General features: G+C 45.6%; 19 protein-coding genes and 2 pseudogenes. 20 read left to right on the top strand and 1 reads right to left on the bottom strand.

What is annotated here, in order from left to right; translation table 11 throughout:
* The first annotated feature begins 99 nt into the window (after positions 1-99).
* The 11 genes from D7D25_RS01875 to D7D25_RS01825 all read left to right on the top strand — a co-directional run bounded on the left by D7D25_RS01875 (position 100) and on the right by D7D25_RS01825 (position 11615).
* A complete protein-coding gene (locus tag D7D25_RS01875; RefSeq protein ID WP_122967244.1) occupies positions 100-1737 on the top strand; it encodes an ATP-binding cassette domain-containing protein in 1638 nt (545 codons plus the stop codon).
* A gap of 145 nt (positions 1738-1882) precedes the next feature.
* A complete protein-coding gene (locus tag D7D25_RS01870; protein ID WP_122967243.1) occupies positions 1883-3484 on the top strand; it encodes an ATP-binding cassette domain-containing protein in 1602 nt (533 codons plus the stop codon).
* A 119-nt stretch (positions 3485-3603) separates the two neighbouring features.
* Complete coding sequence (locus D7D25_RS01865) at positions 3604-6132, top strand: outer membrane beta-barrel family protein (RefSeq protein WP_122967242.1); 2529 nt, start codon at positions 3604-3606, stop codon at positions 6130-6132.
* Between the two features lie 125 nt (positions 6133-6257).
* Positions 6258-6926 carry an SRPBCC family protein gene (locus D7D25_RS01860; protein WP_158602512.1) on the top strand — a complete coding sequence of 223 codons (669 nt, stop codon included), beginning with the start codon at positions 6258-6260 and terminating at the stop codon, positions 6924-6926.
* 69 nt (positions 6927-6995) lie between these two features.
* Positions 6996-7565, top strand: a complete 570-nt coding sequence (locus D7D25_RS01855) for a ferritin-like domain-containing protein (RefSeq protein ID WP_122967240.1) — start codon at positions 6996-6998, stop codon at positions 7563-7565.
* A 77-nt stretch (positions 7566-7642) separates the two neighbouring features.
* Positions 7643-7927 (top strand): hypothetical protein, encoded by a 285-nt coding sequence (locus D7D25_RS01850; protein WP_122967239.1) that lies wholly within the window; start codon positions 7643-7645, stop codon positions 7925-7927.
* A 268-nt stretch (positions 7928-8195) separates the two neighbouring features.
* Positions 8196-8735, top strand: a complete 540-nt coding sequence (locus tag D7D25_RS01845; protein WP_122967238.1) for a ClbS/DfsB family four-helix bundle protein — start codon at positions 8196-8198, stop codon at positions 8733-8735.
* 21 nt (positions 8736-8756) lie between these two features.
* Positions 8757-9395 carry a GyrI-like domain-containing protein gene (locus D7D25_RS01840; RefSeq protein ID WP_122967237.1) on the top strand — a complete coding sequence of 213 codons (639 nt, stop codon included), beginning with the start codon at positions 8757-8759 and terminating at the stop codon, positions 9393-9395.
* 19 nt (positions 9396-9414) lie between these two features.
* Positions 9415-10029, top strand: a complete 615-nt coding sequence (locus D7D25_RS01835; protein ID WP_122967236.1) for a DNA alkylation repair protein — start codon at positions 9415-9417, stop codon at positions 10027-10029.
* A 14-nt stretch (positions 10030-10043) separates the two neighbouring features.
* Positions 10044-10634 carry a GNAT family N-acetyltransferase gene (locus D7D25_RS01830; RefSeq protein ID WP_122967235.1) on the top strand — a complete coding sequence of 197 codons (591 nt, stop codon included), beginning with the start codon at positions 10044-10046 and terminating at the stop codon, positions 10632-10634.
* A 141-nt stretch (positions 10635-10775) separates the two neighbouring features.
* Positions 10776-11615 carry a prenyltransferase gene (locus D7D25_RS01825; RefSeq protein WP_122967365.1) on the top strand — a complete coding sequence of 280 codons (840 nt, stop codon included), beginning with the start codon at positions 10776-10778 and terminating at the stop codon, positions 11613-11615.
* Between the two features lie 274 nt (positions 11616-11889).
* Here the strand turns inward: D7D25_RS01825 and D7D25_RS01820 are convergent, their stop codons facing one another.
* Complete coding sequence (locus D7D25_RS01820; protein WP_122967364.1) at positions 11890-12162, bottom strand: DUF6496 domain-containing protein; 273 nt, start codon at positions 12160-12162, stop codon at positions 11890-11892.
* Positions 12163-12892: 730 nt separating this feature from the next.
* Here D7D25_RS01820 and D7D25_RS17915 point away from each other — a divergent pair.
* From D7D25_RS17915 to D7D25_RS18720, 9 genes and pseudogenes are all read left to right on the top strand, one after another.
* On the top strand, positions 12893-13066 hold the full coding sequence (locus D7D25_RS17915) for a hypothetical protein (protein ID WP_158602511.1): 174 nt from the start codon (positions 12893-12895) through the stop codon (positions 13064-13066).
* 253 nt (positions 13067-13319) lie between these two features.
* Positions 13320-14471, top strand: a complete 1152-nt coding sequence (locus tag D7D25_RS01815; RefSeq protein WP_122967234.1) for a glycosyltransferase — start codon at positions 13320-13322, stop codon at positions 14469-14471.
* Positions 14468-15592, top strand: a complete 1125-nt coding sequence (glf, locus tag D7D25_RS01810; RefSeq protein ID WP_122967233.1) for a UDP-galactopyranose mutase — start codon at positions 14468-14470, stop codon at positions 15590-15592. Before D7D25_RS01815 ends, glf begins: the two co-directional genes overlap by 4 nt.
* Positions 15589-16764, top strand: coding sequence for a hypothetical protein (locus D7D25_RS01805; RefSeq protein WP_185140197.1), 1176 nt, complete (start codon positions 15589-15591; stop codon positions 16762-16764). The genes glf and D7D25_RS01805 overlap by 4 nt, the downstream gene beginning before the upstream one ends.
* Positions 16765-16804: 40 nt before the next feature.
* Entirely contained in the window at positions 16805-18325 is a 1521-nt protein-coding gene (locus tag D7D25_RS01800) for an FAD-dependent oxidoreductase (protein WP_122967232.1), read from the top strand.
* Positions 18322-18855, top strand: coding sequence for a DUF421 domain-containing protein (locus tag D7D25_RS01795; RefSeq protein WP_158602510.1), 534 nt, complete (start codon positions 18322-18324; stop codon positions 18853-18855). The genes D7D25_RS01800 and D7D25_RS01795 overlap by 4 nt, the downstream gene beginning before the upstream one ends.
* 55 nt (positions 18856-18910) lie before the next feature.
* A pseudogene (locus D7D25_RS18405) lies at positions 18911-19098 on the top strand (site-specific integrase); the annotation flags it as partial.
* A gap of 214 nt (positions 19099-19312) precedes the next feature.
* The gene (locus D7D25_RS01785) at positions 19313-19657 is read left to right on the top strand and encodes a hypothetical protein (RefSeq protein ID WP_255417134.1); all 345 of its coding nucleotides are present in this window, start codon (positions 19313-19315) and stop codon (positions 19655-19657) included.
* Positions 19654-19862 (top strand): annotated as a pseudogene (locus D7D25_RS18720) (chloramphenicol acetyltransferase); the annotation flags it as partial. The gene D7D25_RS01785 and the pseudogene D7D25_RS18720, both read left to right, overlap by 4 nt.
* Positions 19863-20072: the final 210 nt, after the last annotated feature.

The raw sequence follows: 20072 nt of genomic DNA, 5'->3' as shown, positions 1-20072 counted from the left end.
TATTTGTTTTGTGGCTTTTATTTGCCTGAAATAATTATCTTTGCTGATAATAAAACCCATTCAATTCAGAAAAAGGGGAATTAAGATCACAGATAATTAATGAGTTCACATCAGGAAAGCGCTTCACGATGGCTGGGCAAGAGGATAGCAGAAGCAAAAGGAGCCTATTTGGCTGCCTCGGTATTTACCGTGATTAGCGCGGCCTCTTTCGTTGGTTTTTGCTGGTATTTGTCGGATTTCGCCGCAGCGTGGCTCGACAAGGGGATTGTGCAACCCCATAGACTGCTGTATGCGTCACTGTTTCTCACCGGCAGGTATGTTTTCGCCCATTTTGCTTCGCAGTGCAACTACAATGCCGGCAATATAATCGTTTCCAAAATCAAGAAAAAAATATATCCGCTGTTACTTAACAACAGTCAACTGGACTCCACCTCAAGCGCTTTGTACGTTACAAGGATAAGCGACGATCTGAAGCCTTTTTACGCTTTCTTTATCCCCTACTCTGTGGCTACGGCTTTGGTCAGCACAGTGTTATTGATCGTCTGTTTCTGGATTGAAAGATGGGTAGGGATCATATTGCTGCTATCGTTGCTGGTCATCCCCATGCAGATGGCGGTCATCGGGATAGGCGCTGAAGCGCTTCACAGAAAACATACCAATCTCTTCCTGAAATATTCGGCGGTGTTTTACAACCGTCTCCAAACCATTGCGGAGATCGTCAATCTGGACAACTTCAAAGCGCAGTACCGCTTTTTATCGGGAAAGGGTAAGGAGCTGAGTAAAGCGACCACCAGTGTCATGCGGGTTGCATTCCTATCGTCCACAGCGCTCGAACTTTTCGTCACAATCGCCATTGCCGCTATCGCCATTTACCTGGGAATGAGCTTGCTCGGGATTATGCCCGGTCCCCATTACGGGAAAGGTTATGATTTCGGCACTGCATTGTTTTTGCTGACCATCACACCTTATTTTTTCTTCTATTTGCGGAAATTCGTAAGTGCCTATCACGACCGGAACAAGGCCTTGGCCTCGGCAGAACTATTGATGCCGATACTCAACCGGGAGGTCATCCCCGCGGCGGCCGACCTGAATGAAAATATCAATAACTTTGAGATCAAAGGTTTACATTTCACCTATCCCGACTCGCCGGTCAAAGTGCTGAATAATATCAACCTGCAATTGCCTGTGAGAGGATTGGTATTGGTGAAAGGCATTTCGGGTTCAGGAAAATCCACTCTGCTGAAAATCTGCACAGGCAGCCTGTTCCCCCAGGAGGGTATGGTTTCAGTCAACGGCAATGACAATGCGTGGTCTCACCTGTGGTTAAAACAGCACTCGTCCTATATGAACCAGTTCCCATTCATCTTCGACGGCACGCTGCGATACAACGTCTTCCTTGAGAAAGAGGCGGACAAACAGGCTTGGTATCCTGAATTCCTGGACAAGATACTTGCTAAAAAGGAGGATGGGTGGCAAACCGAATTGAGTCATAACGGAAAACAACTTTCGGGTGGAGAAAGACAACTGGTGACGCTTGCCCGGATGATGTTGCATCCCAGGCCGGTAGCGATCATGGACGAACCCACGTCCAATTTGGATAGCGATACCATCGAAATCATTCTTCCTCAAATTATTAAATTGGCCGAAGAACGGTTGGTGATTGTGGCTTCGCACGAGAAAATGTTCGACGCTGTGGCCGACGTCACATTAAACTTAAACTGGGGGGAACAGGTTTAATGTGCCAATATGCCAATGTGAATAATGTGCCAATGTGAATGATGTGGATAATGTGCCAATGTGAATGATAAAGCTGATGGGACAATGGGACTACTGAGCCGCCCGATCTCTCATTCAATTATGGTCGAAAAAGTAAATTAACCGTATGCACAAGTTTGTTGTAGAACATATATTGCAGCCCTTCGCGGGTAAATGGGCAAGAGGTTTCTTGCTGCTCGCCCTATGGACGGCTGCATTTATAGCCCTCCCGGCCATCTCGGGATGGTTTCTGGCCGTCTGTAGCGTGGCATTCATCACGGCCAGCACCACCTTCTCCTATCTGATCCCCTCTGCCATCATCCGTCTATTGGCGTTGCTACGCACCGCGACAAGGTATTTCGATCGGATAGAGAATCATGCAACCACCCTCGACGCACAGCAGCGTATCCAATTAAGGATATTCCGGGCGGTGGCCAAATTCCCCTATTTCAAAAAACAGGTCAACAACAACTCGACATTGTTGGAGAACAGCACCCAAGGTGTCGAACAGATACTCAATTACGTCCTCTTATGGCTTTTACCCCTCACGGCATTGGTCGTTTCCCTTGTCATCTACTTTGTTTTTCTTATCCTCTTCTCACAGGTCATAGCCCTAGAGTTTTTGATTTCTGCCGCCATACTCCTGTTCATTGTCCCCCAACTCTTTTTCCAGAAAAACGGAAAACTCTACGAGTCACTGAAAACATATCGGGACGAAAACAACCGGGAACTTATCCAAAGTTTCCGGGGGCGGATAGAGATCTCGAAATACAATATGGAGGAGAAGGTGATCGGGCAATACGAGCAAAGATTGGGACAACTTGAACGATTGGAAAATAAACTGCAAACCAACTCATTCTATCTGCAACTGATTGCCGGACTCGGATTTAGCTATATAGCCGCTTTCCTGCTCTGGAATTCGGGAAATTACGGTATTGATGCTTCCTCCGCCATCGGGATATTCTTTGGCATCATGGCGCAGGCCGAATTATCGGAGATGCTTTTCTCGGGAAAATCGGAAAAAAGTGCGGTCAAGCATCAGATCGGCGATGTGGAGTCGATTATCAAGCAAGGTGAACAACCCGTTGAGACGGCACAGGTAAGTTCTGCCCTGGAAAATCTAACCCTGGATGGTGTAAGCGCGAAAATCCCCGATACGCCCGTACGCACTGCCGATGTGTCGTTAGAGATTAAAAAGGGAGAATGGATCGCACTCTTTGGCGAAACAGGGAAAGGGAAAACCACCCTGCTGAACAGCCTTTTCTACCCTGAGTACCGGCGTGGCGGCTCATTGACATGGAACAGTGACAAGGAGTTGACCCATTTACCCGTGCCTGAAGCTGTCTACGTCACTCAAAAGGCCTACCTGCTTACCGGCACCTTACGTGAAAATTTCGAAGGCTATCCGGATGAAGCCATTGAGCAGGTGTTGAAAACAGTCGATCTCTCCAGCTGGCGGTCATCACTTCCCGATGGCCTGGGAAGCTGGCTGGGTGAAAACGGCGAAACGCTCAGCGGCGGACAGCGGAAGAAGTTACTGTTGGCACAGGCGCTCCTCAAGGAGCCGCAACTGCTGGTCGTGGACGAACCCACCGCGGGTATCAGTGCCGAAAACGCAATCGATATTTTCCGTAATATTAAATCAGAGTATCCTGACATCACCATACTGATGGCCACCCACCTGAAAGACTTTGAAGGAGTGGTTGATAAGGTGGTGAGAATTCCATAGCGGGCTAATATAGCGATTGAAAAGGAAGATGCGTAAAGGCGCAGAATGATGAAATACGCAATCACATTTTTTGATAGTTTAATTTTACTTACATTTGCAGTTTCTTAGAATAATATCGTATGCGAATTTTTCAGGCAGTAGTATCCAATCTTCTTTCGTTCAGTCATCCAACGGATTTACAGCAATGGTTCCTTAATAGATTTTTATCAACCCTTTTCGTTATTCTGATATTACTCTTCTTGCCGGCAGTCAGCCATATCTTTGCGCAAAGCAACGGAACTTCATCAAACTATCAGGTAAGAGGCCGGATTATCAGCAAGACGGACAATACGCCCGTAGAATTTGCCAGTCTTGTTTTATATAATGCAAACGACAGCACTCCTGTCGATTATACAGCTACCGATATCTCAGGAAATTTCAGCCTTACACCTAAGGACAAAGGAGGGTATTTCATCGCGGTGAGCTTTATCGGGTATGAACCACTCAAAACCCACAGATTTGAAATTTCAACTGAAAAAAGAAAAATCGTATTACCCGATCTCCTGTTAGAAGAGAGCGGGCAACTCCTATCTGAAGTGGTGGTAACGGGGCGCAAGCGGCAAGTCGTATATAAGCTGGACAAACAAGTGATCGAAGCGGCGGAATTTCTCTCCGCCGCGGGAGGCACCGCCGCGGACATTCTGCTGCAGATTCCTTCAATTCGTGTAGATGCAGAAGGTGAAATAACCTTCCGGGGTAGTTCCGGCTTTAAAGTATATATCGACGGAAAACCGGGTTCCTTGAACGGTGCTGCCACCCTGGAACAAATCTCGGCCGGACAAATCGACAATATTGAAGTGTTAACGACTCCCTCGGCCAGAAACGACGCGGATGGCGCGGTCGGTATTATCAATATCAACACAAAGAAAAGTGATATGCAGGGATGGAGCGGAATGGTCAACCTGATGGGAAGTTCCGTTTGGTCGAGAAATATCGATTTTCTGGTGGCACTCCGCAAAAAAGATTTCCGGTGGCAATTATCAGGCGAAGCGTCACGCCGTTTTGTGCTGAGTGATTACGATCAACGAAAGAGAATCATCACTCCCGAATTATTGACCACAGACCATTCCACCGGCTTAAGGAAAAGACACACGGCATGGTATTACCTCACTTCGTCATTCGACTGGTTCAAGGAGAACACCACCTGGTCGGCAGGTATTACAGGAGGTTACAGGGACCGCTGGAGAGGTGGGGAGCTTCATTATGAAGACATTTACGAGCCCGCAACCACAGGAGAAAAAACATACGGATCGTTTGATGGCAAGGACTTCGTGAACCTGTACGAATATCATTTACGAGGCGACCTGGGTGTGGAGCATTACTTCTCCGGAAGGGAAGGCCATAAATTGACCGCCTCCTTGTATGGATTATACGAAGGGGGAGCAATGGAAAATTTCCAGACCGACCTGTGGGATATGCGGGGGAAACAGGTAAATGGTCATCGCGCATGGGAGTATGAGTACCGGTTCACCGGCCAGGTAAATGCGGATTATGTTTACCCTTTCGATAATGAAACCGGAAAGTTTGAATCGGGCTATCAGTTGTTCTCTTACACCGAAGACGGGGATTATGCCATCGACATGTTTGACCAAGAACAGGATGCTTTTATCAGGCGTGACGACCTGTACAACAAATACCTGTTTCGCCGGGATATACATGCACTCTATGCATTGGTATCCGATGTACGTGAACGCTTCGCATACCGGTTAGGCCTACGGGGAGAATACACCTATCGCAAACTAGGCAACAACTTCGAATGGGCTCGTCATAGCCGCCACCGTTTCGACCTCTTCCCGTCGGTACATGTTTCCTATACTTTAAATGACCATTCACAGATACGGGCAGCCTATACACGCAGGATCACCCAACCGGAACTGTTTTACATGGAGCCGTATGTGGTATACGTGGACTATAACACCGCTCAGATGGGAAACCCGTTTATCAAACCGGAATACACGAATTCTGTGGAGGGAGGGTATCATTATAATTTTAAGAATGGCAATACCATTTCCGCCACGCTCTTCCACCGTGCCCGAAAAGATAAAATAGAACGCCTCCGTGTCCCCTATCATTCAAGTGTCACACTCGACTCAATGGCAAATGTCGGCAACGACTATTCCTCCGGTATGGAGTTGGCTGCGAACCTGCAATTCAATAAGTACTGGAACCTGGACGCAAACACAAGTTATTATTTCTACAGGATAAAAAACCAGTTTAAGATAGATGATGACGAGGAAAGTTGGAACTGGCAGTTAGCCCTCAACAATAACTTTGATGTGGCAAAGAATTCGCGCGTCCGGCTGGAAGCCTATTATGTGGGACCGATGGTGAGCACCCAAGGACGGGTCGACGGATTTTTCTATCTGAATATCGCTGCCCGACAGCAATTTCCAAAACAAAAATTAACGGCCAGTCTTGTCGTCAGGGATATTCTCTCAACGGCAAAGTATATCAACACACGTTCCGGCATCGGAATGGAAACGCTTACTAAAATCTATCCACGCTCCCCGTTGTTCACAATGACATTAACCTACACTTTCAATAACTTCAAACAACAGCGAAAAGCAGAAGGCCCCAATCATGACCTGTTTGAGGGAACCAACAGGTAAATCTATCGACTCAAAATGTTACTTATGATTAATAATGATTAACGGAGATCTTATCAAGAACAAAAAAAGGGGGAAATGGTTTTATTTATGTATCTTGGAACGAACCAGGTACTTAAATGAAAAAGATGAATATTAAAAATTTTGAACTCGATCAGCAGCAAAACGTAGGCGTCACCGAACGGATTCTATCCTTCGGGGCAGGCCTGTGGCTGTTTTCAAAAGCGTTTCGCGGAAGAAACAAACTATTGAAAGCTTTCGCAGGCGGCTCCCTGATGCTCAGGGCGGTCAGAGGTCATTGTCCGCTCTACCATACGCTGGGCATGGATACCACCTCACACCCGAAGCGCGTTCTTGTAGAAACTGCCGTAACCGTGAGCAAGCCGCGGGAAGAAGTGTATGCTTACTGGCGCAAGCTCGAAAACCTGCCGCTTTTTATGAAACACCTGGAATCGGTACGCGAACTCAGTGACCTTCATTCGGTATGGAATGCCAGGATCCCCGGCGGCCTGGGCAAGGTAGAATGGAAATGCGAAATCACCTCCGATGTCCCCAATGAGTCCATCAAATGGAAAAGTATGCCCGACTCACAAGTGGTAAACACCGGATTGGTCAGATTTGCGGATATGGGCCACGCGGAGACGATAATCCAGGTGAACATTTCCTATGAAGCTCCCGCAGGCAATTTAGGAGCCGGAATAGCCAAACTGTTTACCCCCGCTTTGGAGAAAATTATCCGCGACGACATCAAAAACTTCAAACGGGTAATAGAAGCCGAAGAATTCCCGGTGATTTAACCCCGGCGCCTACAGACATACATTTAATCAAGTATCCGAACCAACGGATACCCCTAAACCACAAACATTATGGCAACAAAAAATGAAAACAAAAAAGAGACTTCAACCACAAAAAGTAAAAACCAGTCAAAATTCAGTCAAGAAGACGCGGGCAAACTCACAGAATTCCTGATAGAAGAATTCAAAGACATTTACTACGCCGAAAACGAAATCCTTAAAGGCCTCAAGAAAATGGAGGCCGCGGCAACCTCAAAAGAGCTGAAAAGCGGTATCAATGCGCATTACGCTCAAACTCAAGGACAAATTAAAAGGCTGGAGGAAATTTTCAGCTTGATGGGACAAAAACCCGCCAAGAAGAAATGCGACGCCATTGACGGAATTCTCAAGGAAGGCGAAAGCGTCCTGGAAGACACCGAAGAAGGCACCATGGTGCGTGACGTTGCCATTATCCTCGCCTCGCAAAAAGTGGAGCATTACGAAATTGCCACATACGGCAGTCTGGCGGAACTGGCAAAGACCCTCGAACTCTACGAGGTGGCAAAGATACTGGAAGAAACCCTGCACGAAGAGAAATCAACCGACCTCTCTTTAACCGATGTGGCAATGATGTCGGTAAACCCAAAGGCAAAAGCAGAATAAAGTGATTCGGTTCGATCCGGAAAAGATGTTCTTTCGATACGGCCCATCCGTATGTTGAAAAGAACATCTTTTTTTTCTTGAATAACTTCATTCCCCAGGAGAACAAAACCGCACGCAAGCCGGTGCGGGACGTGTCCCCGCAAAACAGCCGGAAATCCCGATGTGAGCGCACCAGGCCCGGTAACGGAATCCGGGAATTCCCCAAAATTTATAGCAAGGGAAATCAATTTCGGGAAGAATGCCGTCAACCATTCCTGAAGAAATGCCAAAGTATTAACGAGGTGCAACAGCATTTCGCCTTTGTGCATTATGTGGACAAAAATGCTTATGTCGGCACATTCGGCGATTTGACACCTCAATAATGGCACGGGGTACCATACCCAACACACCAAGGCGGGCGACTGCCCGCAAACTCCCGTTGTTGCTGCCGTGTGAGTTTCTTCAAGTCTGGAGGCGTTCGATTAATCAAAAACGATGGGGCAAAAAACTCAAAAAGAAGCCCTCAAAAGCACCGGAACTTTTTCGAGAAGGCAAGAAAGCTTTTGCCCGAAAACTTCGGCGTTTTTTGCAACAAATCAGTATATTTGCCTTATCAAGAAAAACAAAGAAAAGACATAAGTAATAAAGACTATGGCACGGGCAACGACAAAAGCGGATTTGACAGCATCCGCCAACGGACAATTCGACAAGATGTGGAAACTCATCGACAGTATGAGCGAAGAACGGCAGAAGGCAGCCTTTGCCGACGAAATGGCAACGGCCGGGAAAGAAACGCATTGGAGCAGGGACAGGAACCTGCGTGATGTGCTGGTACATCTGTACGAGTGGCATCAACTGCTACTGAGGTGGATAAAAGCCAATCTTGACGGCGAGCACAAGACCTTCCTGCCAGAACCGTACAACTGGAAAACCTACCCGGCAATGAACGCGGAGTTTTGGAAGAAGCATCAAAGCACGCCATTGACAGAAGCAAAGGCGAAATTAAAAGAGAGTCACAAGGAGGTAATGACGCTGATAGGGCAATTCTCCAACGACGAACTCTTTGCCAAGGGGGCGTTCGGTTGGACAGGCACTTCCACGCTCGGCGCCTACTGTGTCTCGACAACGGCAAGCCATTACGACTGGGCGAAGAGGAAGATAAGGATGCATATCAAAACAAGCGACAAATAGATAAGATGGAGGAATAAACCAATGGCTTTTGACTATAAAAAAGAATACAGGGAATTCTATATGCCCCCCACCAAGCCCGGTATCATTACCGTGCCAAGCATGAATTACATAGCCGTTCGCGGACAGGGAGACCCGAATGCAGAGGAGGGAGAATACAAACAGTCGATCGGGCTTTTGTATGGAATCGCGTTTACCATCAAAATGAGCAAAAAAGGCGATCATCGCATCGAAGGGTATTTCGATTATGTCGTGCCGCCACTCGAAGGCTTCTGGTGGCAGGATGGCATAAAAGGTATCGACTATGCCCGAAAGGAAAACTTCAAGTGGATATCGGTCATCCGTCTTCCGGACTTTGTGACAAAAGCGGATTTCGAGTGGGCAATCCGGGAAGCAACGAAGAAAAAGAAAACCGATTTTTCCAAGGTTGAATTTCTCACTTATAATGAAGGATTATGCGTCCAATGCATGCATGTCGGTTCTTATGACGACGAGCCGGTTACTGTCGCACTTATGCACGAATACATGGAGAGCCGGGGCTACGTCCTCGACATTACGGATAAGCGCATGCATCATGAAATCTACCTCAGTGATGCCCGGAAAGTCGCTCCCGAAAAACGGAGGACTGTGATCCGGCATCCGACAAGAAAAATGGAAGAATGAAGAATTTTACACTCAACAAATGGATATCGATAACTTATTAAACAAGATACGGCAAATAGAGCATGGTTTTCACCACATCCTTGATGGGGCTGATGAAATCCTTTCCGCATACCCGAAGGAGCAATGTTTTGAACTTGCCCTCGAACTGTTCAGGCATGAAGCCTATCAATTCCGGATGTTGGCGACAACGCTATTGGGTAGATTGGCAACAGAGAATAATAATGCACTTTGTTTTCTGAAAGAGACAGTCAGTATAGACAAGAATTGGCGTGTGCAGGAAATGCTTGCAATGGCTTTTGATGAAGTTTGTAAATGCGGAGGATATGAAGCGTCTTTACCGCTCATCGAAGAGTGGCTGAATGACGACAATCCGAATGTTATCCGTGCCGTAACTGAAGGATTGAGGATTTGGACAAGCCGTCCGTTCTTCAACGAGAATCCGTCAATTGCCATTGCGTTAATCGGCAAGCACAAGGCGCACGAGAGCAAGTATCTAAGGAAATCCGTGGGTAATGCTTTGAGGGATATAAGCAAGAAGCATGCGGAATTGATACGGGATGAGGTTCAGCGATGGGACTTGTCCAATCCCCGAATTCTCTTTACCTACAAACTTGCGGCAAAGTTATTAAAGTAAAAGAACCAAGAAATATGAAGTTACAAACAAACCGACTGATTTTAAGACCGTGGCAGGAAAGTGATGCCGAATCACTTTACAAGTATGCGCAAAATCCTAATATTGGTCCAATGGCTGGTTGGCCACCACATACTAGCATTGAAAACAGTCGTAAGATCATCACGACTGTCCTTAGTACCCCAGAGACTTACGCTGTTGTATTGAAAGAGACAGGTGAAGCCATTGGTAGCATTGGAATAATGACTGTAAGAAGTGAAATTCACAGTGCAAGGATGACAGATAGTGAGTGTGAGATCGGGTTCTGGATTGGCGAACCATTCTGGGGAAAAGGCCTAATTCCCGAAGCGGTGAACGAATTGCTTAGGTATATCTTCGAGGATTTACGTAAGACTGCCGTTTGGTGTGGTTACTTTGACGGTAACAAAAAGTCTAAAAGGGCACAGGAAAAATGTGGATTCACTTACAGCCATACAGAGTACAACAAATTAGTTCCATTGATGAATGAATTTCGCATAGAACACTTCACAAAACTCACCTTGGAAAAGTGGAGGAGCAAAAAACACGAAAATAGCGTAAATGCCTCAAAAAGTACTATCGGACAATAAGCTGTCAGAACAAGTCTTGACTATTACAGGTTATTTTTGGAACAGACTCAAAAGCCGTATAAAATATGACAGTCTGTTGTCTTATTTATGACCTACAATAACAGTACAACGACAAAATTTCTTTACAAGGAGGACTTGGAAATGGCAATAGAAAAACAGTATCTATCAGATGTTGCAGCGATACTGTCTCACCGACATGATAACGGTGCAGACCTTTGGGCAACACCAGACAATAAACTGCTTAAAGGCTCTCCCTTTTCCACTTTTGATAGTGTGCTTTATCTTTTGGAACTTGGAATGTCACCACAAGAGCCTATTTTGAAAGCGGCTGCGGATTTGATTTTCAGTGCATGGCAGGAGAATGGGCGATTTAGAATATACCCGACCGGAGGTATCTATCCTTGCCAAACAGCGATTGCCGCTAACGTGCTATGCCACATGGGATATGCCGAGGACAAAAGGCTTCAAAAAACTTTTCAGCATTTCCTAGATATCCAGTATCAAGATGGCGGTTGGAGGTGCAATAAATTTTCTTTCGGACATGGGGAAGAAACCGAGTATTCAAATCCGCAACCGACGCTCAATGCACTTGACGCATTTCGTTTTAGTCAATATCTCAACAATGAGCCTGCACTGGATAGAGCTGTTGAATTTTTGCTGGAGCATTGGATTATTCGCAAGCCAATCGGCCCGTGCCACTATGGAATTGGTACGCTATTTATGCAGGTCGAATACCCATTCAGAAACTACAATTTGTTTCAATATGTATATGTCTTGTCTTTTTATGACTATGCCAAAAATGACCGTCGTTTCCTTGAAGCCTTTGAAACCCTCAAATCTAAAACGGTTGATGGAAAAATTGTGGTAGAGCGTGTTGTGCCAAAGTTGGCAAAGCTCTCTTTCTGTAGAAAAGGATTTCCAAGTGAACTTGCGACAAGGAGGTATTATGAAATTTTAGAAAACTTGAACAAGAGATATTGATTACCTTTAAAAAGAAAAACATACTTTTACCGGTGAGCCGAAAACGACCACCCCATTTTTGAGGACAACATACAACTTGTCGATTTTTTGTCATTGACACGGAGTTGGAATTGCCGAGAATGCGGATTCAAATAATTTCATTCCCGGGGAGAACAAAACCGCCCGCAAGCCCGAGCGGGACGTGTGCCCCCAAAACAGCCCGATATCCCGTTGTTACTGCACAGCAAACCCTGATGACCGGTTGCTAAACCGAAACCAAACCGGTTCCCCCCGATTACTTGTTCTCTTTCTTGGATTCTTTCTTGTTCTCTTTCTTGGATTCTTTCTTGTTCTCTTTCTTGTTCTCTTTCTTGGATTTTTTCGAAGAGTCTCCTTCCTTTTCTTCGGGCACTTTGTAACCCGAATCTTTCGCCTCCGAGATTCCGATGGCGATGGCCTGATCCCTGTCGGTTACTTTTTTCCCAGCCGAGGTCTTTAATTTGCCCTCTTTAAACTCGCGCATGACTTCCCCAATCTTGTCCTGTGCTTTTTTCGAATATTTTGCCATAATAAACTCCTTTCTTTTAAGCGTGTACATAATGATAAACATTCCTCAAAAAAAAATGTTCCTGGGGTGCTCTCATGTTCCGGTTCTCGGGGGGCGCATTTGTTAAAATGCGGGTACCGATTCATCGGAAACAAACCCCGTTTTTTAATGGTTCATGATTTGACTAAGGAGTTCAACAGAATGAGTTTCAATGATAACTTTCAGCCTCCACATGCGTTATCCCAATACTAAGCGAAATGACTAGCAGGGGAAAATCAAAGATCATGCGGCTTAATTATGAGGATTTGCTGATAATGAAAAAGCACACCGATTTAAAAAAGGGAAGGGCTGGGACACACAATCGTTAATTATACCTAATGGGAAAATAGAAGCCCGGATCCGGCCTAAAACCGTTACCCGGGCCATGAAGACCTAACTATTTTCTCAATTATGGACTCAGAGAAGAGAGGACTTCTTGAATATTAGGAACAAATGTATGGATAAAAAAGGACACCGGCAAATTTTCGGGGCCTCTTTTTAGGGTTATTTTGTATTTTTTAATCTCCAGGGGTTTCATTCCATGATGCCCGACCGCATGCTGCGGGAGATTCCATACCCCATTTAAATCTTAATGTTATATATGTATAACAATGGTTAAACAGGGCGTAAGGACAAAAACAAAAAGGGAAGATAAACGGTTTTATACATGTATCCCGAAACGAATCGGGTTTTAAAATAAAAAAAAACAATTATGGACTCAAAGAAAACAAACGAAGACAACGGCCGTAAACAAGGCTCTACTTCACAGCAAGGCAAAGGCGCCGACAAATCATCCGACTCCAAAAGCACGAAAAAGGATTCCGACGATCGTTCAGGATCAAAGGGCAATAAGGATTCGGATAAATCCGACTCTCGCGGAAGATAATCCCGGATGTAAAAAAATCAAACAAACATGGCCGAAGTATAGCGGAGAACTATACTTCGGTTTTACCTCAAACTATTTTCTTGGGCTGAGAGGAATAGTGTAAAGATGGCCTTGCTCCGAATCGGCTTCCCCCCGTTTTAAAAACCTTTCTTTCCTTAAGCAGGTGTCTGCTTATATCGTTTACCACTGCATGATATTTGTCCGTGAAACACGAATAGCATTTTTGCAATATTTTAAAAAGATTATATAAAAAATGAAAATTAACAATAACAAACAGGGTGTCAACATCACCTATCCGGATAAAAATGCGTCTCGCTCCATTTTAAAAAAGAACGAAACCGGTTATGATGTGATTGTATTCTGTCACCTGCGTTGGAGTTTCGTCTACCAGCGCCCCCAACATGTGATAACCCGATTATCCCGACATTACAAAATCCTGGTAATTGAAGAGCCCATCCATTTCGAGCCCGGCTTAGAAAATACTTTCCATAAGAAAAGGGTTGCGCCCAATATAGACGTGTGGCAGCCCAGAGTAAAAAGAATAGACGAAATTCCGGCCTTGCTTGAAAGAAACATGCCGAATACCCGATTTCCCATCGGATGGTTTTATTCGGCCGCCTTTATTCCCGTGCTGGAAACATTCCAATTCGACATGTTGGTTTATGACTGCATGGACGAGCTTTCTCTCTTTAAGGGCGCGGCCAAGGAGCTCATCGCTCAAGAGAAGGCTCTCATGAAAGCCTCACAGATTGTGTTTACAGGCGGAAAGTCGTTGTATGAAGCTAAAAGGAAAGACCATCCCAACACACATTGTTTCAAGAGTTCGGTCGACGAAACGCATTTTTCCAAAGCGTGCGACATCCTGTATTTTCCTGACGACTTAGCCCATATAAAAAATCCGATAGTAGGATATTTTGGGGTGATTGACGAACGGATTGATCTGGATTTGTTAAGGGAGACCGCTCTCAAAAGTCCTCATGTGGCTTTCGTGATGATAGGTCCGGTAGTGAAAATCGAGGAAAATGATTTGCCGTGGTTGGAAAACATATATTATTTAGGCATGAAAGATTATGAAGACCTTCCGGCTTATCTGGCCGCTTTTGACATAGCCATGATGCCCTTTGCCCTGAATGATTCCACCAGATACATCAGCCCGACAAAAACATTGGAATACATGGCGGCAAAAAAACCGATCATCTCGACGAAAATAAGAGATGTTGTGCGGGATTACAGCTCATGCGTAAATCTGGTTGAGACTTCGGACGATTTTTGTGAGGCCATTTCCAACAGCAAAATCGATAACAAGAGGATGCTTGAAGAATACGCCGAAATACTCAAAAACACTTCGTGGGAGACCACTGTGGAGAAAATGAGGGATATAATGAGGAAAACTGTTTCGGTATGAAAGAACATGCAGATATCGTCATAATCGGCGCCGGCATTTCCGGATCCGTCATAGCCGAGAGGTATGCCTCCATCGGAAAACGGGTGTTGTTGATAGAAAAACGCGACCATATCGGGGGCAACTGCTTCGACTACGTCGACCGGAACGGTATTCTCGTCTCAAAGTACGGGGCGCATTTATTTCACACAAACGATGAAACGGTGTGGGAATACGTGAACCGTTTTGCCGAATGGTATCCGTGGGAGCACAAGGTGTTGGCCAGGGTGGACGATAAGACGGTGCCCGTTCCGGTGAATATAACCACCGTGAACACGCTCCTTGGAGAAAACATACAAACGGAAGAGCAAATGAAAGATTGGCTCGAAGCCAACCGGGTGAAAATAGATTCCCCGGCTAACGGAGAAGAGGCCGTGCTGAACAAGATAGGTGAATACTTGTACGAAAAAATGTTCAAATATTACACCGTAAAGCAATGGGATAAGTATCCCGCTGAATTGGACGCATCCGTGCTTGAGCGCATCCCGGTGAGAACCAATTTCGAAGACCGCTATTTCACCGATAAATACCAGGCCCTGCCCAAAGGCGGATACACTCACCTTTTCAAAAAAATGCTCGATCATCCCCGTATTGAAGTACTGTTGAATACGGACTATTTTGATGTGAAGGATGAATTCAGTGATTGCGAGAAATTGTTTTACACCGGCCCTATCGACCGTTTTTTCGACTTTAGACACAGCCTGCAGGAAAAACTGGAATACCGGTCCATCAATTTTGTGACCGAAACTATCGATCAGGAATATTTCCAGGAAAATTCGGTCATTAACTATCCCGGCAAGGAGGTCGGTTACACCCGCATTATCGAATACAAACATTTCGGAAATCAAAAATCCGAAAAGACCACGGTGGTGAAAGAATACACTACGGACGAAGGGGAGCCCTATTATCCGGTACCCAATAAAAAAAACCGGGAGATTTATGAAATGTACGAACGCGAAGCCGATAAGTTGAAAGACATTTATTTTGTGGGGCGGCTGGCCAATTATAAATACTTCAACATGGATCAGGCGTTTAAAAATGCCTTAGACCTTTTTGACAAACTCGAAAAGGAGGAGAATAAATGATCGACCCATTCACGCGTAATCCGTTTAAAACCTTTTTCATGGGAGGATTTGAATGTGCCGATCAGTTGAACCGCAAGGGAGAGCGGATTAATCTTTTGAAAGAAACCGAACACCACTTCCGTGTGGAACAGGATTACCAACTACTGAGCGATATGGGGATCCGCGTTGTACGGGAAGGGATTTGCTGGAGCGAGGTGGAGAAAACCAAGGAAGAATATGATTTCTCCAACATTTCGAGCCGCATTTCGGCAGCGGAAAGACACGGCATCCAACAAATTTGGGACTTGATCCATTTTGGCTATCCCGACGATCTTTTCCCCACACACCCAATGTTCTGCGAGCGGTTCGAAAAACTCTGCCTAGCCTTCGCCCGGTTTTACAAAGCCCACGCAAAACAAAATCTGATGGTGATTCCCATCAATGAAATAAGCTTTTTATCGTGGTTCTCGGGCGAAGACAGAGGCACGACTCCTTACGCCGCAAACAGCGGATGGGACGTGAAGTATCATCTGTGCAAGGCTGCAATCATCGGCGTTAAAGCCCTGAAAAGAACCATCCCGGCCTGCAGGATAATCTGGGCCGAGCCTTTGGTCAAAATTCACGGGGACGGTTCGGCCACACCGGGCCATCTGCATGAGGTGAACGAATACGCGTACCAGGCAATGGACATGATATCGGGCAAGATGTGCCCGGAACTGGGAGGCGATGAATCCTTTCTCGATATCGTGGGGCTTAATTATTACTGGAATTGTCAGTGGATCATTTATTCCGACACGCTTCCCTGGCCCGAAACGGAAAAGAAACGGGTGCCCCTGCACCAGCTCCTGCAAGAGGTTTATGACCGGTACGAACGTCCCCTCTTTTTAGCCGAAACGGGGCATTTCGGCGTAGGGCGCGTTCCGTGGATGGAGGAAATAACAAACGAATGCCTAACAGCATTGGAGAAGCAGGTCCCGATATGGGGGATTTGCATATATCCCGTGCTTGACAGGCCCGATTGGGATGACTTGAATCGATACAGCAACTGCGGCTTGTATGATCTGGACAGGAATAAGAACAGAATTCCAGAGCCAGGGTACATCAACGCGGTTATCCAGCAACACCGGTTATTTGCGGAAAGGGAGGGTCTTACCCATGCTATGACAGCTCAGGGTTATCCATTATCCGGTTGACAACTTCAAAGAAACATTTTTCCATTAAACAAACCATTGTATGAAACGAGACGGAGCATTGGAAAGCCTCTGGCAATCCGAAATCAAGGTATATGGACACGAAAATGACGTGAATAGAACCCACCTTGACGTGGTGATCGTCGGTGCCGGGATCACAGGCGTCACCACCGCGTTGAATCTTCAGAAAAAAGGATTTGACTGTATGATAATAGAAGCCGCCAACATGGGGCACGGCACTACAAGTGGCACAACCGCCCATCTGAATACTTTTTTTGATGCTTCTTATGACGAGGTCATCGATGATTTTGGATTGGATGCGGCCAAACTGCTGGCTCTGGCTGCCGGCGAAGCGCTGGAAATCATACACGGCAATGTGGTTGAATTCAATATCGATTGCGACTATTCGCCCCGCACGGCCTACCTGTTTTCATTGGACGAGGAGCAGGAAAAAATCCTCGACGACCTGGTGGAAGGAAGCCGGAAGGCAGGCATCGAAATGAATGAAACCGGGATAAATCCTTTTGGGATACCCTCCACAAAAGTGGTGGAAATACCGGGTCAGGCGCAATTCCATCCCATAAAGTATATAAAAAGCTTGATGGGTGAATATGTGAAGGATGGCGGGAGGTTCGTGGAAGGTTGCCGAGTCGCCGGGGTGGAAAAAGAAGGGGATCACCTTGTGGTATCCACCCAACAAGGCAATATCGTGTGTGACCACGTTATATATGCCACTCATTTGCCGCCCGGCAAAAACATCATGCACTTCAGGAACGCTCCCTACCGCAGCTATGTTGTCGCCTTGAAACTGAGGGATAACAATTATCCGCAGGCGCTCGGTTACGACTTGTATGAAGCGTACCATTACTACCGCACGCACGTCATCAATGGCGAGGAGTACCTGATTGCCGGAGGGGAAGACCATAAAACAGGCGACATTGAAAATACGAACGAATGCTTTGAAAGATTGGTAAATTACGTAGGCCGGTATTTCGACATCGAACGCGTAGCATACAGATGGTCATCGCAATTTTACGAGTCGGCGGACGGACTGCCCTACATCGGGCATCTTCCCGGTAGTCCCGACAATGTGTACTGTGCCACGGGCTACACCGGTAATGGAATGATTTTCGGGACGCTGGCCGCCAAAACATTGTCCGACCTCGTTGCCACAGGCGACAGTATATACAAAAAGCTCTTCGACCCCGCCCGCACAAAGCCGCTCGCATCGTTTACCAATTTCGTGAAAGAGGGCGCAGATGTAGTAAAACATCTTCTGTTTGACCGGTTTTCGGTGGACAAAATCAGGACACTGGCCGCCCTTGAAAACGGACAAGGTAAAGTGGTCAACTACGAAGGATACTCATTGGCCGTATATAAGGACGACACGGGCAAGGAACATATATTGCAAAGCGACTGCACCCACCTGCACTGCACTGTCAAATGGAACAGCGAAGAAAAATCGTGGGATTGTCCTTGCCACGGTTCCCGGTTCGGAATCAATGGCGAAGTGCTCACCGGCCCGGCCGTAAAGAAACTGAAGAAACCCCTCAACCCGGAATGAAATTTTCACCCGACAACTGGCAGGATGTCTTTATCCCTGAATACCCTGTGCTGGAACTCATTGTTCGTGGCATGGCGCTCTATTTTTTCATCCTCTTCATGCTTCGCATCCTCACCCGCCGTACCACCGGCGAGCTCACGGCGATGGACTTGGTTTTCGTCTTGCTGCTTACAGAAGCCGCATCGCATGCTCTGGGAGATTTCACCACCCTCGGCGACGGCATTGTCATGTTGCTCGTTTTCCTGCTTTGCAACCACGGGGTCAATCAATTGACATATCGCTTCACCTTCTTTCAAAAAATTTTCGAGCATCCGCCTCTCTTGATCATCAAAGACGGGAATTTGAACCTGAGAAACATGCGCAAAGAATTGCTGACAAAGGATGAATTAATGAATTCACTGCGGGAAAACGGAATGGAGAATATCAGCGATGTGAAAAAAGCATTTGTGGAAAGCGACGGCAGGATCTCCTTTATTCAATATGAGAAAAAGGAGACTAACGGATCCAGAAAAAATAAGGAAAAAATCTGAATAGTCTCGCCACCAATCTGGTGGACAAAAAAATCACGTTTATGACCTCGCCTGCCAATGTGGCCAGCAAAACAACCGGACAGATTCCACTTACGAGAAATTTACAGCCGTAAAAAATCATCTTAAGGCATTTAATCCGAATGTTACTTTTTCGACGAAATAGGATTAACAGAATGTGTTGATTTCCTACGCGATACAAAAGATTTGCGCAACAGTACTATCGGCAAACAATTGGGCTTTTTGAACGCCCTTTCGCCCGGCATTCCGGCAAATGTGGTGAGGAAATGGACGGGCACGGCGATTACAAGGCGATGACGCCCTACATTGACATTGCCGGCGATATAATAGCCAGTGCAAGGAGTAAGTTTAATCAGTTATAGCAAGATAATTGGAATAAAAACCAAGTATATTTTCATCTCTGTTTGAAAATAATTATATTTGCGGAAATTATTCAACCATGATTGAAATAATTAACTCCATACGAAAGTACAACTTTTGGAACAATAACCCCATGGAGTTGAGTTTGCGACGTGCCGGATTTCAAGTGTATGTGGGAACGATAAAAGACACCCAGGTGGATTTTGTGGCAATTAAAGGCGAACGCCGAATTTATCTGCAAGTAACACTTCAATTGACTGAGGAAAAAACCATCGAAAGAGAATACCGTTCGTTGAAGCTTATTGAAGATAATTTTGATAAATACGTGGTGAGTATGGATGACTATAAAATCCCCACCAATGAGGGAATTGAACACATTTCGGCTTGGAATTTAGACAATTTTTTAATAACGAATAAATTATGACAGGAACGGGACCCGATAAAAACGAAAAATATCCGCTCAACGGACAAAAAAGATTATGTTTTCTCAAAAACATCATCCCATAATCGTAGGTGATTATACTTATTACGAGGATTTTGAGGATGCTCTGAATTTCGAGAAAAATGTAAAATACCATTATGATTTTCTTGGTGACAAATTGATTATCGGTAAATTTTGTATGATTGCCACTAATTCTACGGTTACGAAAGATGTGGCTCCTTATGCAATTGTTGGGGGCAATCAATTTAATCAAAGAAGCCGACCCTGAGAATAAGAACCGTAGGTATGTCAAATACATACCTTATTGGGCATGATTTCATGTAACCACCATGTAACTGTGATATGGAAATATTGCTCATCAGAAACTTCTAAAGAATAAATCATTTCATAATCTATT

It is taken from the genome of Proteiniphilum sp. X52, from assembly GCF_003712195.1.
Classification (GTDB): domain Bacteria; phylum Bacteroidota; class Bacteroidia; order Bacteroidales; family Dysgonomonadaceae; genus Proteiniphilum.
Note: the sequence above shows the minus strand (reverse complement) of the source record. Positions and strands in the feature narration are given on the sequence as shown.

Excerpts from the sequence above, each read along its gene's own strand:
- D7D25_RS01860 (WP_158602512.1), top strand. The coding sequence starts at position 6,258 with ATGAATATTAAAAATTTTGAACTCGATCAGCAGCAAAACGTAGGCGTC.
- D7D25_RS01830 (WP_122967235.1), top strand. The coding sequence starts at position 10,044 with ATGAAGTTACAAACAAACCGACTGATTTTAAGACCGTGGCAGGAAAGT.
- D7D25_RS01800 (WP_122967232.1), top strand. The coding sequence starts at position 16,805 with ATGAAACGAGACGGAGCATTGGAAAGCCTCTGGCAATCCGAAATCAAG.
- D7D25_RS01835 (WP_122967236.1), top strand. The coding sequence starts at position 9,415 with ATGGATATCGATAACTTATTAAACAAGATACGGCAAATAGAGCATGGT.
- D7D25_RS17915 (WP_158602511.1), top strand. The coding sequence starts at position 12,893 with ATGGACTCAAAGAAAACAAACGAAGACAACGGCCGTAAACAAGGCTCT.
- glf (WP_122967233.1), top strand. The coding sequence starts at position 14,468 with ATGAAAGAACATGCAGATATCGTCATAATCGGCGCCGGCATTTCCGGA.
- D7D25_RS01825 (WP_122967365.1), top strand. The coding sequence starts at position 10,776 with ATGGCAATAGAAAAACAGTATCTATCAGATGTTGCAGCGATACTGTCT.
- D7D25_RS01875 (WP_122967244.1), top strand. The coding sequence starts at position 100 with ATGAGTTCACATCAGGAAAGCGCTTCACGATGGCTGGGCAAGAGGATA.
- D7D25_RS01840 (WP_122967237.1), top strand. The coding sequence starts at position 8,757 with ATGGCTTTTGACTATAAAAAAGAATACAGGGAATTCTATATGCCCCCC.
- D7D25_RS01845 (WP_122967238.1), top strand. The coding sequence starts at position 8,196 with ATGGCACGGGCAACGACAAAAGCGGATTTGACAGCATCCGCCAACGGA.
- D7D25_RS01870 (WP_122967243.1), top strand. The coding sequence starts at position 1,883 with ATGCACAAGTTTGTTGTAGAACATATATTGCAGCCCTTCGCGGGTAAA.
- D7D25_RS01865 (WP_122967242.1), top strand. The coding sequence starts at position 3,604 with ATGCGAATTTTTCAGGCAGTAGTATCCAATCTTCTTTCGTTCAGTCAT.
- D7D25_RS01785 (WP_255417134.1), top strand. The coding sequence starts at position 19,313 with ATGATTGAAATAATTAACTCCATACGAAAGTACAACTTTTGGAACAAT.
- D7D25_RS01855 (WP_122967240.1), top strand. The coding sequence starts at position 6,996 with ATGGCAACAAAAAATGAAAACAAAAAAGAGACTTCAACCACAAAAAGT.
- D7D25_RS01820 (WP_122967364.1), bottom strand. The coding sequence starts at position 12,162 with ATGGCAAAATATTCGAAAAAAGCACAGGACAAGATTGGGGAAGTCATG.
- D7D25_RS01805 (WP_185140197.1), top strand. The coding sequence starts at position 15,589 with ATGATCGACCCATTCACGCGTAATCCGTTTAAAACCTTTTTCATGGGA.
- D7D25_RS01815 (WP_122967234.1), top strand. The coding sequence starts at position 13,320 with ATGAAAATTAACAATAACAAACAGGGTGTCAACATCACCTATCCGGAT.
- D7D25_RS01795 (WP_158602510.1), top strand. The coding sequence starts at position 18,322 with ATGAAATTTTCACCCGACAACTGGCAGGATGTCTTTATCCCTGAATAC.